Annotated in this window: 14 protein-coding genes and 1 other RNA gene; 3 read left to right on the forward strand and 12 right to left on the reverse strand. The window is 68.1% G+C overall.

All coding sequences use genetic code 11. The features are described from left to right. Positions 1 to 59: 59 nt before the first annotated feature. Both GDR74_RS14980 and GDR74_RS14985 read right to left on the reverse strand, forming a co-directional pair. On the reverse strand, positions 60 to 563 hold the full coding sequence (locus tag GDR74_RS14980) for a YciE/YciF ferroxidase family protein (protein ID WP_152587048.1): 504 nt from the start codon (positions 561 to 563) through the stop codon (positions 60 to 62). Between the two features lie 152 nt (positions 564 to 715). Then, positions 716 to 1,903, reverse strand: a complete 1,188-nt coding sequence (locus tag GDR74_RS14985) for a DNA recombination protein RmuC (RefSeq protein WP_152587049.1) — start codon at positions 1,901 to 1,903, stop codon at positions 716 to 718. A 113-nt stretch (positions 1,904 to 2,016) separates the two neighbouring features. Between GDR74_RS14985 and def the strand changes: the two genes are divergently transcribed. From def to truA, 3 genes are read left to right on the forward strand one after another with little or no spacing between them, the layout of a single operon-like run. Beyond that, a complete protein-coding gene (gene def / locus GDR74_RS14990) occupies positions 2,017 to 2,538 on the forward strand; it encodes a peptide deformylase (protein ID WP_152587050.1) in 522 nt (173 codons plus the stop codon). Beyond that, a complete protein-coding gene (gene fmt, locus GDR74_RS14995) occupies positions 2,535 to 3,467 on the forward strand; it encodes a methionyl-tRNA formyltransferase (protein WP_152587051.1) in 933 nt (310 codons plus the stop codon). The genes def and fmt overlap by 4 nt, the downstream gene beginning before the upstream one ends. 54 nt (positions 3,468 to 3,521) lie before the next feature. Then, positions 3,522 to 4,265, forward strand: coding sequence for a tRNA pseudouridine(38-40) synthase TruA (gene truA, locus GDR74_RS15000; RefSeq protein ID WP_152587052.1), 744 nt, complete (start codon positions 3,522 to 3,524; stop codon positions 4,263 to 4,265). A 14-nt stretch (positions 4,266 to 4,279) separates the two neighbouring features. On the opposite strand, the gene GDR74_RS15005 is transcribed toward truA, so the two are convergent. From GDR74_RS15005 to GDR74_RS15050, 10 genes are all read right to left on the reverse strand, one after another. Continuing rightward, positions 4,280 to 4,870: a hypothetical protein gene (locus tag GDR74_RS15005; RefSeq protein WP_152587053.1), complete on the reverse strand. Its 591-nt coding sequence runs from the start codon at positions 4,868 to 4,870 to the stop codon at positions 4,280 to 4,282. 130 nt (positions 4,871 to 5,000) lie between these two features. Next, the gene (gene dapE / locus GDR74_RS15010; protein ID WP_152587054.1) at positions 5,001 to 6,161 is read right to left on the reverse strand and encodes a succinyl-diaminopimelate desuccinylase; all 1,161 of its coding nucleotides are present in this window, start codon (positions 6,159 to 6,161) and stop codon (positions 5,001 to 5,003) included. Continuing rightward, on the reverse strand, positions 6,158 to 6,562 hold the full coding sequence (locus tag GDR74_RS15015; protein WP_246180185.1) for a DUF805 domain-containing protein: 405 nt from the start codon (positions 6,560 to 6,562) through the stop codon (positions 6,158 to 6,160). Before GDR74_RS15015 ends, dapE begins: the two co-directional genes overlap by 4 nt. 50 nt (positions 6,563 to 6,612) lie before the next feature. Continuing rightward, complete coding sequence (gene dapD, locus GDR74_RS15020) at positions 6,613 to 7,464, reverse strand: 2,3,4,5-tetrahydropyridine-2,6-dicarboxylate N-succinyltransferase (protein ID WP_152587056.1); 852 nt, start codon at positions 7,462 to 7,464, stop codon at positions 6,613 to 6,615. Between the two features lie 234 nt (positions 7,465 to 7,698). Next, a complete protein-coding gene (gene recR, locus GDR74_RS15025; RefSeq protein ID WP_152587057.1) occupies positions 7,699 to 8,304 on the reverse strand; it encodes a recombination mediator RecR in 606 nt (201 codons plus the stop codon). A 9-nt stretch (positions 8,305 to 8,313) separates the two neighbouring features. Beyond that, on the reverse strand, positions 8,314 to 8,634 hold the full coding sequence (locus tag GDR74_RS15030) for a YbaB/EbfC family nucleoid-associated protein (protein WP_152587058.1): 321 nt from the start codon (positions 8,632 to 8,634) through the stop codon (positions 8,314 to 8,316). 10 nt (positions 8,635 to 8,644) lie between these two features. Further along, entirely contained in the window at positions 8,645 to 10,474 is a 1,830-nt protein-coding gene (locus GDR74_RS15035) for a DNA polymerase III subunit gamma/tau (RefSeq protein WP_152587059.1), read from the reverse strand. A 45-nt stretch (positions 10,475 to 10,519) separates the two neighbouring features. Further along, positions 10,520 to 10,616, reverse strand: an RNA gene (ffs, locus tag GDR74_RS15040) — signal recognition particle sRNA small type. A gap of 293 nt (positions 10,617 to 10,909) precedes the next feature. Continuing rightward, complete coding sequence (gene chrA, locus GDR74_RS15045) at positions 10,910 to 12,325, reverse strand: chromate efflux transporter (RefSeq protein ID WP_152587798.1); 1,416 nt, start codon at positions 12,323 to 12,325, stop codon at positions 10,910 to 10,912. Positions 12,326 to 12,332: 7 nt separating this feature from the next. Continuing rightward, entirely contained in the window at positions 12,333 to 13,148 is an 816-nt protein-coding gene (locus GDR74_RS15050) for a chromate resistance protein ChrB domain-containing protein (RefSeq protein ID WP_152587060.1), read from the reverse strand. Positions 13,149 to 13,218: the final 70 nt, after the last annotated feature.

The following is a 13,218-nucleotide window of genomic DNA, read 5'->3' on the forward strand; positions in this document are numbered from 1 at the left end:
GCCGGCACGGAAAAGGCGGCCGCGAGGCCGCCTTTTCCGTCTATCGGGTCGCAGAGGCGTCAAGCCGCGCGGGTGTTGATCTTGCTCTCGGCGATACGGTTGAGCTTCTGGTCCGTGGCGCGCTCCTGCTCGAGGATCTGGTGCAGGACACTCGCGCAGTCCTCGCGGCCGAGTTGCTTCGCCCAGGCGGTCAGGGTGCCGTAGCGGGTGATCTCGTAATGCTCCACGGCCTGCGCGGCGGCCAGAAGCGCGGCATCGAGCACCTGCGGATCATCGATGTCGCCCGCGATGTCCTGCGCCTCGTCGATGATCCCGTCGATGGCCGGGCAGGTCGCGCCCTTGGGATCGTGGCCGTGCATCCGGAAGACCTGCTCGACCATCTGGATCTGGTGCTCGGTCTCCGCGAGATGGGTCTGGAAAGCCTGCTTCAGCTGCTGATCGCTCGCCTTGGCGATCATCTCGGGCAGCGCCTTCGTGATCTGCTGCTCCGCATAGTAGATGTCCTGGAGAGTGTGGATGAACAGGTCATCCAGCGTCTTGATGTCCTTCGACAAGAGACCCATGGCGCATATCCTTAGCAGTTGGAGGAGCCGGCGCGCGGCACTCGCGCGGATCGTAGCATTGACGGTTCAAGAACGTCCTGCGCCGGGCCCAGTTCCGATTCCGGCAGGCGATTCCGAGGACCCTGAACGCGGCCGGCGCGGCCTCGAGGCGCTCACTCCACGGCGCGCAGGCCCGGTCCGTGGAGCCTGATCCATTCGGCCTTCGCCTCCGCCGCCCCCTCCTCGAAGTCGAGGGTCTCGATCTTCTGGCCGCGCTTGACGATCTTCTCCGTCGAGACCCGGATCTGCGTCACGTCCTCCTGCGCCTGGCGGAAATGGGCGTCGAGCTTGGCCACGCGCCCGCTGAGGCGCTCCACGTCCTCCAGCAGCTTCTGCACCTCCACCTGGATGACATGCGCCTCCTCGCGGATGCGGGCGTCGCGCACGAGCGACTGCATGACCTGAATCGCGAGGGCGAGCAGGGACGGAGACACGATGACGATGCGCGCGCGGTGCGCCTTCTGGACCACGTCCTCGAAATGCTCCGCGAGATCCGCATAGATCGACTCCGCCGGCACGAACATGATCGCGATGTCCTGCGTCTCGCCGGGAATGAGGTATTTCTCGGCGATGTCACGTACATGGACCAGGACGTCGTTCCTGACCCTCGCGGCGGCCCTCGCCCTCCCCTCGTCGTCCCGCGCCTCGCGGAACTGGGTGAAGGCCTCGAGGGGGAACTTGGCGTCCACCACGAGGCCCCGGCTGTCGCCGGGCAGGCGCACCAGGCAGTCGGGCCGCATCCGGTTCGAGAGGGTCGGCTGGAACTCGAAGGCGCCGCTCGGAAGCCCGTCCCGAACGATCGCCTCCATGCGGCCCTGCCCGTAGGCGCCCCGGGCCTGCTTGTTGGCGAGAACGTCCTTGAGGCCGACGATCTCGCCCGTGAGGTCCTTGAGATTGCGCTGCGCGGCGTCGATCACGGCGAGACGCTCGTTGAGCCGCGACAGGCTCTCCGCCTGGTGGCGCGTCGTCGCCTCCAGCCCCTGGCCGACCCGGTGCTGCAGCCCGTCGATGCGCTCGGAGATGAGGCGCACGAAATCGCTCTGCCGGGTGCCGAACACCTCCGCGATGGTCTGCATCCTCCCCGTCATCTCGGCCTGGATCCGGGTCAGCTCGGCCATCTTGTCATCCATCTCCCGCGCCCTCTCCGCGGCCATGGCGGCCTCCAGCGCTCGCTCCCGCCTGCTGCGCAGGAAGAGGACGGTCAGGACGACGAGGAGCAGGAGGCAGCCGGCGGCGGCTCCGGCCAGCAATTTCCCGAGCGGCATGGCCAGGGAGCCGAACAGGACAACGGGATCGTTCATGGGGCAAGGTTCCGGTTGCAAGGTTCCGGTTGCAAGGTTCCGATTGACGGAATCATCCGAACATATGACGAACGATTTGACCATCCCGGCGCAACCCCTTATCTCCGCCCATCATGACGATCAGACCCCTCGTAATTCTGCCCGATCCCAAGCTCCGGCTGGTTTCCGAGCCCGTGCAGGCGATCACGGACGAGATCCGGACCCTCGCCGAGGACATGCTCGAGACCATGTACGATGCGCCGGGCGTCGGCCTCGCGGCGATCCAGATCGGCGTTCCCCTGCGGGTGGTCACCATCGACGTGTCGAAATCGGAGACCGAGCGGCAGCCGATGGTGCTCATCAATCCCGAGATCACCTGGGCTTCCGAGGAGAAGCGCACCTACGAGGAAGGCTGCCTGTCGATTCCCGAATATTACGAGGAGGTGGAGCGTCCGGACCGGGTGCGGTTCCGCTACATGAACCTCGACGGCGAGACCGTCGAGCAGGAGGCCGGGGACCTGCTCGCGACCTGCGTGCAGCACGAGATCGACCACCTCAACGGGGTCCTCTTCATCGACTACCTCTCCAAGCTCAAGCGCGACCGGGTGATGACCAAGTTCCGCAAGGCGGCGAGGCGCGAGGCCAGCGGCGCATGAGCCTGCGCGTCGTCTTCATGGGAACGCCGGACTTCGCGGTCCCGACCCTTTCGGAGATCGTCGGCCAGGGGCACGAGGTCGTCGCCGTCTATACGCGGGCCCCGGCCGCCGCCGGGCGCGGCATGGACCTGCGCCCCTCGCCGGTGCACCGGATGGCGGAGCGGTTCGGGCTTCCGGTCCTGACCCCGAAGACCCTGCGCACGGAGGAGGCCGCCGAAACGTTCCGCGCCCACGGGGCGGATGTGGCGGTCGTGGTCGCCTACGGCATGATCCTCCCCCGGCCGATCCTGGAGGCTCCCTCCCTCGGCTGCCTGAACCTCCACGCCTCCCTCCTCCCCCGCTGGCGCGGCGCGGCGCCGATCCAGCGCGCGGTCATGGCCGGGGACGCGGAGACCGGGGTCGCGGTGATGAAGATGGAGGAGGGCCTCGATACGGGCCCCGTCGCCATGGCCGAGCGGGTCGCGATCGCGCCGGACACGACCGCCGGCGAACTGCACGACAGGCTGATGGTCCTCGGCGCCGACCTCATGGTGCGGGCGCTCGCCGCGCTCTCCCGCGGGGCCCTGAGCTTCACGCCCCAACCCGAGGAGGGCGTCACCTACGCCCACAAGATTTCGAACGAGGAAGCCCGGATCGACTGGGCGAAGCCGGCGCGCGCCGTCCACGACCATGTCCGGGGCCTGTCGCCGTTTCCCGGCGCCTTCTTCACGGCCGATTTCGGCAGGGGGCCGGAACGGGTGAAGGTGCTGCGCACCGCCCTCGCGGACGGCCGGGGCGCTCCGGGCGCGCTCCTCGACGGCGAGGGCCTGGTGGCCTGCGGCGAAGGCGCGGTGCGCCTCCTTCAGGTGCAGCGGGCCGGCAAGGGCCCCATGGCCGCCGATGCTTTCCTGCGAGGCGCGAGGCTGCCCGCCGGGACGAGCCTGGCATGACCGCCGCGCGAGAAACCGTCTCCTGCGCCCCCGCCTCCGCGAGGCTCGCCTGACATGCCCCGTTACAAGCTCGTCGTCGAATATGACGGCACGCCGTTCACCGGCTGGCAGCACCAGACGAACGGGCTATCGGTGCAGCAGACGGTGGAGGAGGCCATCGCCCGCTTCGCGGGGGAGACGGTGCGGATCCACTGCGCCGGACGCACGGATTCGGGCGTCCATGCCACCCATCAGGTGGTCCACGTGGATCTCGCCAGGGAATGGCGGGAGGACACGGTCCGTGACGCCACCAACGCCCATCTGCGGCCACGGCCGGTCGCGATCCTTTCCGCCATGCGGGTTCCCGACACCTTCCATGCCCGCCTTTCAGCCGTCAGGCGCCATTATCTCTACAGGATCCTCAACCGCCGCTCGCCGCCCGCCCTGGACATCGACAGGGCCTGGCACGTGGCCTGGCCGCTGGACGCCGCCGTGATGCACGCGGCCGCCCAGACCCTGGTCGGGCGGCACGACTTCACCACCTTCCGCGCTGCCGAGTGCCAGGCGAACAGCCCCGTGAGGACTCTCGACAGGCTCGACGTGGAGCGGGTGGGCGACGAGATCCGGGTCTACGCCTCGGCCCGCTCCTTCCTGCACCACCAGGTCCGCTCCATGGTGGGCACCCTGGAGCGGGCGGGGGCCGGCCGCTGGTCGGTGAGCGACGTGCGCGCCGCCCTCGACGCGCGGGACCGGACCCGTTGCGGGCCCATGGCCCCCTCCATGGGCCTCTACCTGGTCGGCGTCGATTACCCCGACTGAGGCGGGAAGCCGATCTAGCTCAGGAGCCCCCGCATGGCGGCGTGGATGAGGCTGTTGAGCAGCACGCCCGTGGCGACGATGCCGAAGGCGGTGAGCCCGTCGATGCCGAGGGTCGCCTTGGTGGCGAACCACTGCACGCGGAAGACGATGACGAAGAAGGCCAGGCCGAAGAGCCCGGCCAGCGGCGGCGGCGCCCAGCCGAGGAGCAGCAGGAGAGCCGGCACCGACAGGACGAGCATCGCCATCACGTTGATCCAGTTCGTGACGATCACGAACGGGACGTAGCGCCGGGTGAGCCCCAGCTTCCGCGCGCCCCAGATCATCGCCACCGGCAGCGCCAGGAAGCTCGCGACCTGCCCGAGGGCGACGACGAGGTCGATCCGGAAGCTGTCGAGCAGGGGATGGTCCGGGACGAGCAGGCCGAGGCGCAGCCGCTCGAAGGCGACCGCTACGATATAGGCGGGAAGCGTGAGCCAGATCGCCGCGAACGAGCGCCAGAACCCCCGCTCGCTCATGTCGAACGCCTTGAGCCCCTCGACCCGACTGTTGAGGAGGTCGAGGGTGCCTTTGAACGAGCGATTCACTTCGTCGGCGGTGACGATCATGGGCAGAGCTCCGGGGAGATCGTTGCCCACCAAGAACCGGCAAATTCCGCGAACGGTTCCGGGAAATATCGACTTTGGTCGGACGCTGCGACGCTTCGTCCCCGGCTTCCCGGATGGGCGAGACGGGCGGTCAGGCCGGGAAATAGGCCTCCAGCACCTTCCGGTAGATGGCGGCGAGGCGATCGAGGTCGGCCACCGCGACCCGCTCGTCGACCTGGTGCATGGTCTGGCCCACCAAGCCGAACTCGACCACGGGACAGTGCCGGACGATGAAGCGGGCGTCGGACGTGCCGCCGGTGGTGGAGAGCTTCGGCCGGATCCCGGTCTCGGCCTCGACCGCATCGGCGACGAAGCGCACGAAGTCGTTCGGCTCGGTGAGGAACGCGACCGCATTGGTCGGCTCCATGGTCAGGGTGTAGCGCACCGCGTTGCCCGCCGCCTCCCGCAGGCGGCGGGCGATCTCCCCCTCGAGGCTCTCCGGCGTCCAGAGGTCGTTGAAGCGGATGTTGAAGGTGGCTCTCGCCGCCGCCGGGATCACGTTGGAGGCGGGATTGCCCACGTCGACCGTCGTCACCTCGAGGTTCGAGGCGTCGAAATGCGCGGTGCCGGAATCGAGGGGCTTCGCGACGAGCGCGCCGAGCAGCCGCAGGAGGTGCGGGATCGGGTTGTCCGCGAGGTGCGGATAGGCCACGTGCCCCTGCTTGCCCTCGACCGTCACGTGCCCGGTGAGGGAGCCGCGCCGGCCGATCTTGATCATGTCGCCGAGCCGCTCCGGGTTGGTGGGCTCGCCGAGGATGCAGGCATCGAACCGCTCGCCGCGGGCCTTCGCCCAGTCGAGGAGCTTCACGGTGCCGTTGACGGCGGGCCCCTCCTCGTCGCCCGTGATGAGGAAGCCGATGGAACCCGGAAAATCCGGCCGCTCTCGGATGAAGGCGAGCGCCGCCGCCATCATGCAGGCGATGCCGCCCTTCATGTCCACCGCGCCGCGCCCGTGAAGCTCGCCGCCGTCGATCTCGCCGCCGAACGGATCGTGCCGCCAGCGGGCACGGTCGCCGGGCGGGACCACGTCGGTGTGGCCCGCGAAGAGCAGGTAGGGCCTGCCCGAGCCGGAGCGGGCATAAAGGTTCTCCACGTCCGGCGTGCCGGGCTCGGAGAAGACGGGCCGGTGCACTTCGAAGCCCGCTTCGCGCAGGACGCCCTCGATGAACGCGAGCGCCCCGCCCTCTTCGGGCGTCACGGAGGGGCAGCGGAGGAGGGACTGGGCGAGGGATAGCGGTGTATAAATCGTCATGCTGGCACAGGTTCAGGAGGTGGCTTCCGAGCAGGACCATAATGGTTCGGCCCTTTTGTGCCAGCCATAATCAGTAACTCGACCATGTGTTCGATGGAAACCGCCAGGAGCCCAACAAACAAAGGATGGAATATGGCCGAGGCCACGAACAGAATGCAGAAGATGCTCACGCGCCAACCTGTACGGTTCCGATCATGAAACCGCTTCACTTGCAGCGCTGTGCACGAGACAGCCGCCACCAGAACAATGAGTGTCGAAGGTGAGAAGCTAAACCAGACCGAATTGAGATGGACTGTAAACGTGACGGTCAGCACTACCGCCCAGAACAGGATGCCATAGAAGAACTGAAGCCGACCGATGCGTCCGCGGAAGCTGAAGAAAAATCTCAATATTGCCCACATATCTGCCAAGCCCAGAAAGTCACTGGGCTTGGCAGATATAATGTTTCAAATCAATCCCTCAACAGCTCGTTGATGCCCGTCTTGGCGCGGGTCTGCGCGTCGACGCGCTTCACGATGACGGCGCAGGAGAGGGACGGGCCCGGAGAGCCGTCGGGCAGCGGCTTGCCGGGGAGCGTGCCGGGGACGACCACCGAATAGGGCGGAACCTTGCCGACGAAGACCTCGCCGGTGTTGCGGTCGACGATCTTGGTGGAGGCGGAGATGAAGACGCCCATGGAGAGCACGGAGCCCTCCCCCACCACGACGCCCTCGACCACCTCCGAGCGGGCGCCGATGAAGCAGTTGTCCTCGACGATGGTAGGATTGGCCTGGAGCGGCTCCAGCACGCCGCCGATGCCGACGCCGCCGGAGAGATGCACGTTCCTGCCGATCTGCGCGCAGGAGCCGACCGTCGCCCAGGTGTCGACCATGGTGCCCTCGTCCACATAGGCGCCGAGATTGACGAAGGAGGGCATCAGCACCACGCCGGGCGCGATGTAGGCGCCGCGCCGCACGGTGCAGTTCGGGACGGCGCGGAAGCCGGCCTGCCTGAACTCGCTCTCCGTCCAGCCGTCGAACTTGGAGGGCACCTTGTCCCACCACACCGCCTCGCCCGGGCCGCCCTTGATGATGCCCATGTCGTTGAGGCGGAAGGACAGCAGCACCGCCTTCTTCAGCCACTGATGCACCTGCCATTCGCCGCCGGTCTTCTCGGCGACGCGGGCCCGGCCGGAGTCCAGAAGGTGGATCGCCTCTTCCACGGCCTCGCGCACGGCACCCGCGGTGCCGGGGCTCACATTGGCCCGGTCCTCCCAGGCGGCGTCGATGGTGCGGGCAAGATCGGCGAGATCGGTATGGGACATGGGATCGGCTCGAAGGCTTCGGAGGAATGCGGAGAGGCCTGCTTAGCAACGGCGGCCGGGCCTGTCACCTGATCATGAAGCGTCATTCCGGGGCGCCGGAGGCGAACCCGGAATCCATAGACGCCCGCGCTGAAGAAGGCGGCACAACGGCTTCCCCCTGCAGCCCTTTCCGGGACTTCATGGTTATGGGTTCCGGGCTCCGCTGCGCGGCCCCGGAACGACGGGGCGGAGCCTCTAGAACGCCGTCCGTTGGCGGATCGCCGCCGAGAGGGTGCCCTCGTCGAGATAGTCGAGCTCGCCGCCCACCGGCACGCCGTGGGCGAGCCGCGTCACCTTCACCGGCAGGTGGGCCAGGAGTTCGGTGATGTAGTGGGCGGTCGTCTGACCGTCGACGGTGGCGTTGAGGGCGAGGATCACTTCCGCGACGCCCGGCTCGGAGGCGCGGGCGACGAGCCGGTCCAAGTTGAGGTGTTCGGGCCGCACGCCGTCGAGGGGCGAGAGCACGCCGCCGAGCACGTGATAGCGGGCGTTGACGGCCCCCGAGCGCTCCAGCGCCCAGAGGTCCGACACGTCCTCCACCACCACGAGGATGGAGGCGTCGCGGCGCGGGTCGCGGCAGATGGTGCAGGGATCGGAGGTATCGACGTTGCCGCAGGACGAGCACACGACGATGCGCTCGTTGGCGACGCGCATGGCCTCGCTCAGGGGGTTGAGCAGCGTGTCGCGCTTCTTGATGAGGTGCAGGGCGGCGCGCCGGGCCGAGCGAGGACCAAGGCCCGGCAGGCGGGCCAGGAGCTGGATCAGGCGTTCGATCTCGGGACCGGCGACGTTCTGGGCCATCGAGGATCCTTAGAAGAGCTTCAGTCCCGGAGGCAGCGGCAGGCCCCGGGTGAGCTCCGCCATCCGCTCCTGGGCGGCCCGCTCCGCCTTGGCGCGGGCGTCGTTCATGGCGGCGACGATGAGATCCTCGAGAATCTCCTTCTCGTCGGGGTTCATGAGGGACGGATCGATGCTGATCGCCTTCAGGGCGCCCTTGCCCGTCACCTTCACGGTCACGACGCCGCCGCCGGCGGTGCCCTCGACCTCCACGTTGTCCAGGGCGGCCTGGGCGTCCTGCAGCTTCTGCTGCATGGCCTGGGCCTGCTTCATCAATCCCATGATGTCCTTCATGACGGTCTCCTCAATCCAGGTCGTCGTCGGCCTCGGTCTCGTGGGCCGCCATCGCATCCGCCTCGCCGAGGATCCCGGTCTCCGCATCGGAGGCCTGCTCGTCGGGCTTGCGCTCGATCACGTTGACGATCTGCGCACCGGGAAACTTGGCGAGGACCGCCTGGACCAGGGGATGGCTGGCCGCTCCCTCCCGGCGCTCGCGCTCGGCGGCGAGCGCCTGCTCGTGGAGGGTCGGCGCGCCCTGCTCCGTGGACAAGGCGACCATCCAGCGCTGGCCGGTCCATTGCTGGAGCGCGCGGGCAAGGTCGTTGGCGATGGTGCGGCTTCCGCCTTCGGCGAGGCTCAGCTCGATGCTGCCCTCCTCGAAGCGGACGAGGCGCACCTCCCGCTCGAGGGCGGCCTTGAGCACGATTTCCCGCTTCTCCCCGGCCAGGGCGACCACGTCCTCGAAGCGCCGGAGGCGGACGGCGGGCGCCGCACTCCGGACATCGGGCCGCGGCTGCGGACGGGGCTGGGACGAGGCCAGGGCCATGTTGCCCGACGAGGTCGGAGGCGAGGCGGACGAGGACGAGGGCGATGCCGGAGCGGGGCCGCCGGCGGGCAGCGGCGTGCCGTCGCGCAGGGCGCGCAGGGCCTCGTCCGGGGTCGGCAGGTCGGCGGCATAGGCGAGGCGCACCAGCACCATCTCGGCCGCGGCGACGGGCCGGTTGGAGCCCTGAACCTCGGGAATGCCCTTCAGGAGGATCTGCCAGGCGCGGGACAGGGCGCGCACCGGAAGCCCGCGGGCGAAATCGAGGCCGCGGCTCCGCTCCGCCTCGGAGAGGGCGGGATCCTTCGCCGCCTCGGGAATGAGCTTGAGCCGGGTAACCGTGTGGGAGAACGCGGCGAGGTCCGAGAGGACGACGGCCGGGTCCGCGCCCGAATCGTACTGCGTCCGCAGGTTCGCGAAGGCCGCTGGCACATCCCCGCGCATGACCGCCTCGAACAGGTCGATGACCTGGGTGCGGTCGGCGAGCCCCAGCATGTCCCGCACGGTCTCGGCCTTCACGACGCCCGCCCCGTGGGCGATGGCCTGGTCGAGCAGGGAAAGCGAGTCGCGGGCCGAGCCTTCCGCCGCGCGGGCGATGGCGGCGAGCGCCTCCTGCTCCGCCCGGACGCCCTCCGCCTCGCAGATGCGGGCGAGATGCGCCACGAGCTTGTCGGCGTCGATGCGGCGCAGGTCGAAGCGCTGGCAGCGGGACAGGATGGTGACGGGGACCTTGCGGATCTCGGTGGTGGCGAAGATGAACTTCGCGTGGGGAGGCGGCTCCTCGAGGGTCTTCAGGAAGGCGTTGAACGCCTTCTCCGAGAGCATGTGCACCTCGTCGATGATGTAGACCTTGTAGCGGGCCGAGACCGGCGAGTAGCGGATGCCGTCGATGATCTGGCGGACGTCGTCGATGCCCGTGTGGGAGGCGGCGTCCATCTCCAGCACGTCCACGTGCCGGGATTCCATGATCGCCTCGCAATGGACGCCCAGGGCCGGCATGTGGATGGTCGGCCCGCCGCCCCCGTCGGCCGTCTGGTAGTTGAGGCCGCGGGCGAGGATCCGGGCGGTCGTGGTCTTGCCGACGCCCCGGACGCCGGTGAGCATCCAGGCCTGGGGGATCCGGCCCGTCTCGAAGGCGTTCGAGAGGGTGCGGACCATGGCCTCCTGGCCGATCAGGTCGTCGAAGGTGCGGGGGCGGTACTTGCGGGCGAGGACGCGATAGGCGCCCTGGGCGGGCGGGGCCGGCGCAGGAGGAAAGCCCGGCAGAGCCGGCTCGTCGTTCGGGGGCGTGCCAGCTGTGGTTTCGTCCATCGGCTGCAAAACTGGAAAAGACGGGGCCGCCGCGCGAAGCGCCGGGGTGGGAGGCTGGACGAAGACCCGTTCGGTCTCGTTAGGGCTGCTTCCTTCCGGACCTGACCCGGTTGGCGAGTGAGACGTCCCTCGCCAACCTCCCAGGGCCTATATGGAACCTTCGGACCCGGAACGCAAGCGCGCCGATGCCGCAATGGGCCCCTGCCCCGGTAGATCCTGGAGGCCTCGGGGAGCGCGGGAGAACTCTCCCCCTCGCGAAGCTCCGACCTTCGCGGGCCGCGTCACCCGGCCCCTCCCCGCCCGGGAAGGAGCCGGAGGCGGGCGTGGGCGCGCCGTTCCGGGCGTCGCCGCTCCCCCACCCTGGCCCTCCTCCCCAAGGGGGCGGGAAACAGGTCGCGCTGCCCCGTCGTTCCGGAGAGCGCCTATGCTCTCCCGTCATGAGATCGCTCCCGCGAGATAGAGGACGATACCGGCGGCCGAGCAGGCCGCCAGTGTCGGGATCATGCCGGCCTTGAACCGGAACATGGCCACCACGGCCACTGCCGACAGCAGCAGCGCCCACGGATCGACGCTTTCGAGCACCGGAGCATCGAAGGACAGGCCCAGGCCGCGCACGGGCCACGTCTCGCGGAACATGACATGGATCGAGAACCACACGGCAAGATTCAGCACCACGCCGACCACCGCCGCCGTGATGGCCGACAGGGCGCCATGCAGAGCCTGGTTGCCGCGAAGCACCTCGATGAACGGCGCCCCCAGGAAGATGAACAGAAAGCACGGAACGAACGTCACCCAGGTGGCAAGCAGCCCCCCCAGCACACCCGCGATCAGCGGCGGCAGCGCACCGGGATCGCGAAGCGCACCCATGAAACCGACGAACTGGAGGACCATGATCAGGGGACCGGGGGTGGTCTCGGCCATGCCGAGGCCGTCGAGCATCTCGCCAGGCTGGAGCCAGCCGTAGTTCTCGACCGCCTGCTGGGCCACATAGGCCAACACCGCGTAGGCGCCGCCGAAGGTCACGACCGCCATGGTCGAGAAGAAGGTCGCGATACGGCTGAAAACGTTATCGGGACCGAGCGTCGCGAGGAGCGCGGCGACGGGCACGAGCCAGAGGGCGAGGCAGACGGCTGAAACGCGCAGCGCCCTCGCTGCGGTCGGGCGGGCATGCTCGGGAAGTTCTTCTCCCAATAAGGCCTCGGCGTCCGCTCCCTGCTTGCCGTCTTTCGCAGCATCATGACCGCCTCCGGCCTGGAAGGCAAACGCCCCGACCCGCCCGCCGATAAAGCCGACGATGCCTGCGGTGAGGACGATGGCCGGAAATGGCGTGCCGAAGAAGAAGATCGCGACGAATGCCGCAGCGGCGAGCGCGACCAGGATCCGGTTCTTGAGCGATCTCGTCCCGATGCGTACCACCGCTTGAAGAACGATGGCGAGCACGGCGGCCTTGAGACCGAAGAACAGGGCCGCGACGATACCGACCTTGCCGAACAGGGCATAAACGATGCTGAGCGCCATGATCGCGATGACGCCGGGCAGGACGAACAGCACTCCGGCGACGAGACCGCCGAGCGTGCGATGCATGAGCCAGCCGATATAGGTGGCGAGCTGCTGCGCCTCAGGGCCCGGCAGCATCATGCAGTAATTGAGCGCATGCAGGAAGCGGCCCTCGGAAATCCAGCGCTTCTCCTCGACGAGGATCCTATGCATGACGGCGATCTGACCCGCAGGACCGCCGAAGCTCAGGGCTGCGACCCGCAGCCATACGCGGAACGCCTCTCCGAGGGTCACGCCATGCGAGAAAGCCTCTCGGCGCTGCCGGAGGGTTGGAAGGGTTGGTGTATCCGTCATGCCAACCTCACTTTCTGACAGGCCAGTTGTGGGTCTCATCGGTAGCGTCGCGGCACCAACGGTACAAGGCATCGTACAGTATCGTACCCGCCTCCAGTTGCTCGAGGTCGTCTGCATACATGCGCGAAAGACCTAAGGATGCAGCGAGCAGTCCGGCGGCTTCAGGAGCAAGGTCCAGCCGCGCCGTATCGGCTCCCCTGACGATGGCGGCCAGGCGCAGGAGCGGTTCGGTCACCAGCCCGAATTCCTCGAGCATGGTGTCGAAGGTGCACTTCTCGCCCCGGTGGCTCCAGAACACGTCCTCGCCTTCTATGTCGAAGGGTGTCGCGCCAAAGCGCTCCGCAACGGCAGGAACCTGCGACGGCTGAACGAACAGAAAAACGGCATTCGGATCGACAAAGCGCCGAATGAGCCAGGGGCAGGCGATGCGGTCGATCTTGGGTCGTGAGCGGGTGACCCATACGGTCCGCCCTTTCGAATCGCGAGCGGGGATCTTCGCTTCGGGCACCATGGGCAGCCCTGCCTCAGCCCACGCCACGGTGCCGCCTTCGAGGGAATCGGCAGGGATCCCCTCATGCCTGAGCCAGGCCGCGACGCCTTGGCCCAGTTTCAGGCCCTTGCGGCAAATGACGACGACGGAACGATCCTTGAACTCATGCGCCCACTCGGACACCGAGGCGAAGGGGCGCCGAACGGCTCCCGGGACCAGGCGCGGGTCACAGGCAAAATCATCATCGGTGCAGACATCGATGAGGACGGGGCACTTGGGAGTACCCATAAGGCGTGAAAGCTTATCGATGGAGATCGTGTTGAATGACGACATGGCACATCCGTAAAAAAGATATCCGGATGCGATGCTTGGGCATGTCGCCTCGTGGGGAGATCGCAATCCC

This window comes from Microvirga thermotolerans, from assembly GCF_009363855.1.
GTDB lineage: Bacteria > Pseudomonadota > Alphaproteobacteria > Rhizobiales > Beijerinckiaceae > Microvirga > Microvirga thermotolerans.

Bases quoted from the DNA above. Each gene is read 5' to 3' on its own strand.
- dapE (WP_152587054.1), bottom strand. From the start codon at position 6,161: ATGACGATTTATACACCGCTATCCCTCGCCCAGTCCCTCCTCCGCTGC.
- GDR74_RS15030 (WP_152587058.1), bottom strand. From the start codon at position 8,634: ATGAAGGACATCATGGGATTGATGAAGCAGGCCCAGGCCATGCAGCAG.
- GDR74_RS15035 (WP_152587059.1), bottom strand. From the start codon at position 10,474: ATGGACGAAACCACAGCTGGCACGCCCCCGAACGACGAGCCGGCTCTG.
- fmt (WP_152587051.1), top strand. From the start codon at position 2,535: ATGAGCCTGCGCGTCGTCTTCATGGGAACGCCGGACTTCGCGGTCCCG.
- recR (WP_152587057.1), bottom strand. From the start codon at position 8,304: ATGGCCCAGAACGTCGCCGGTCCCGAGATCGAACGCCTGATCCAGCTC.
- def (WP_152587050.1), top strand. From the start codon at position 2,017: ATGACGATCAGACCCCTCGTAATTCTGCCCGATCCCAAGCTCCGGCTG.
- GDR74_RS14980 (WP_152587048.1), bottom strand. From the start codon at position 563: ATGGGTCTCTTGTCGAAGGACATCAAGACGCTGGATGACCTGTTCATC.
- GDR74_RS15005 (WP_152587053.1), bottom strand. From the start codon at position 4,870: ATGATCGTCACCGCCGACGAAGTGAATCGCTCGTTCAAAGGCACCCTC.
- truA (WP_152587052.1), top strand. From the start codon at position 3,522: ATGCCCCGTTACAAGCTCGTCGTCGAATATGACGGCACGCCGTTCACC.
- GDR74_RS15015 (WP_246180185.1), bottom strand. From the start codon at position 6,562: ATGTGGGCAATATTGAGATTTTTCTTCAGCTTCCGCGGACGCATCGGT.
- GDR74_RS15050 (WP_152587060.1), bottom strand. From the start codon at position 13,148: ATGTCGTCATTCAACACGATCTCCATCGATAAGCTTTCACGCCTTATG.
- dapD (WP_152587056.1), bottom strand. From the start codon at position 7,464: ATGTCCCATACCGATCTCGCCGATCTTGCCCGCACCATCGACGCCGCC.
- chrA (WP_152587798.1), bottom strand. From the start codon at position 12,325: ATGACGGATACACCAACCCTTCCAACCCTCCGGCAGCGCCGAGAGGCT.
- GDR74_RS14985 (WP_152587049.1), bottom strand. From the start codon at position 1,903: ATGAACGATCCCGTTGTCCTGTTCGGCTCCCTGGCCATGCCGCTCGGG.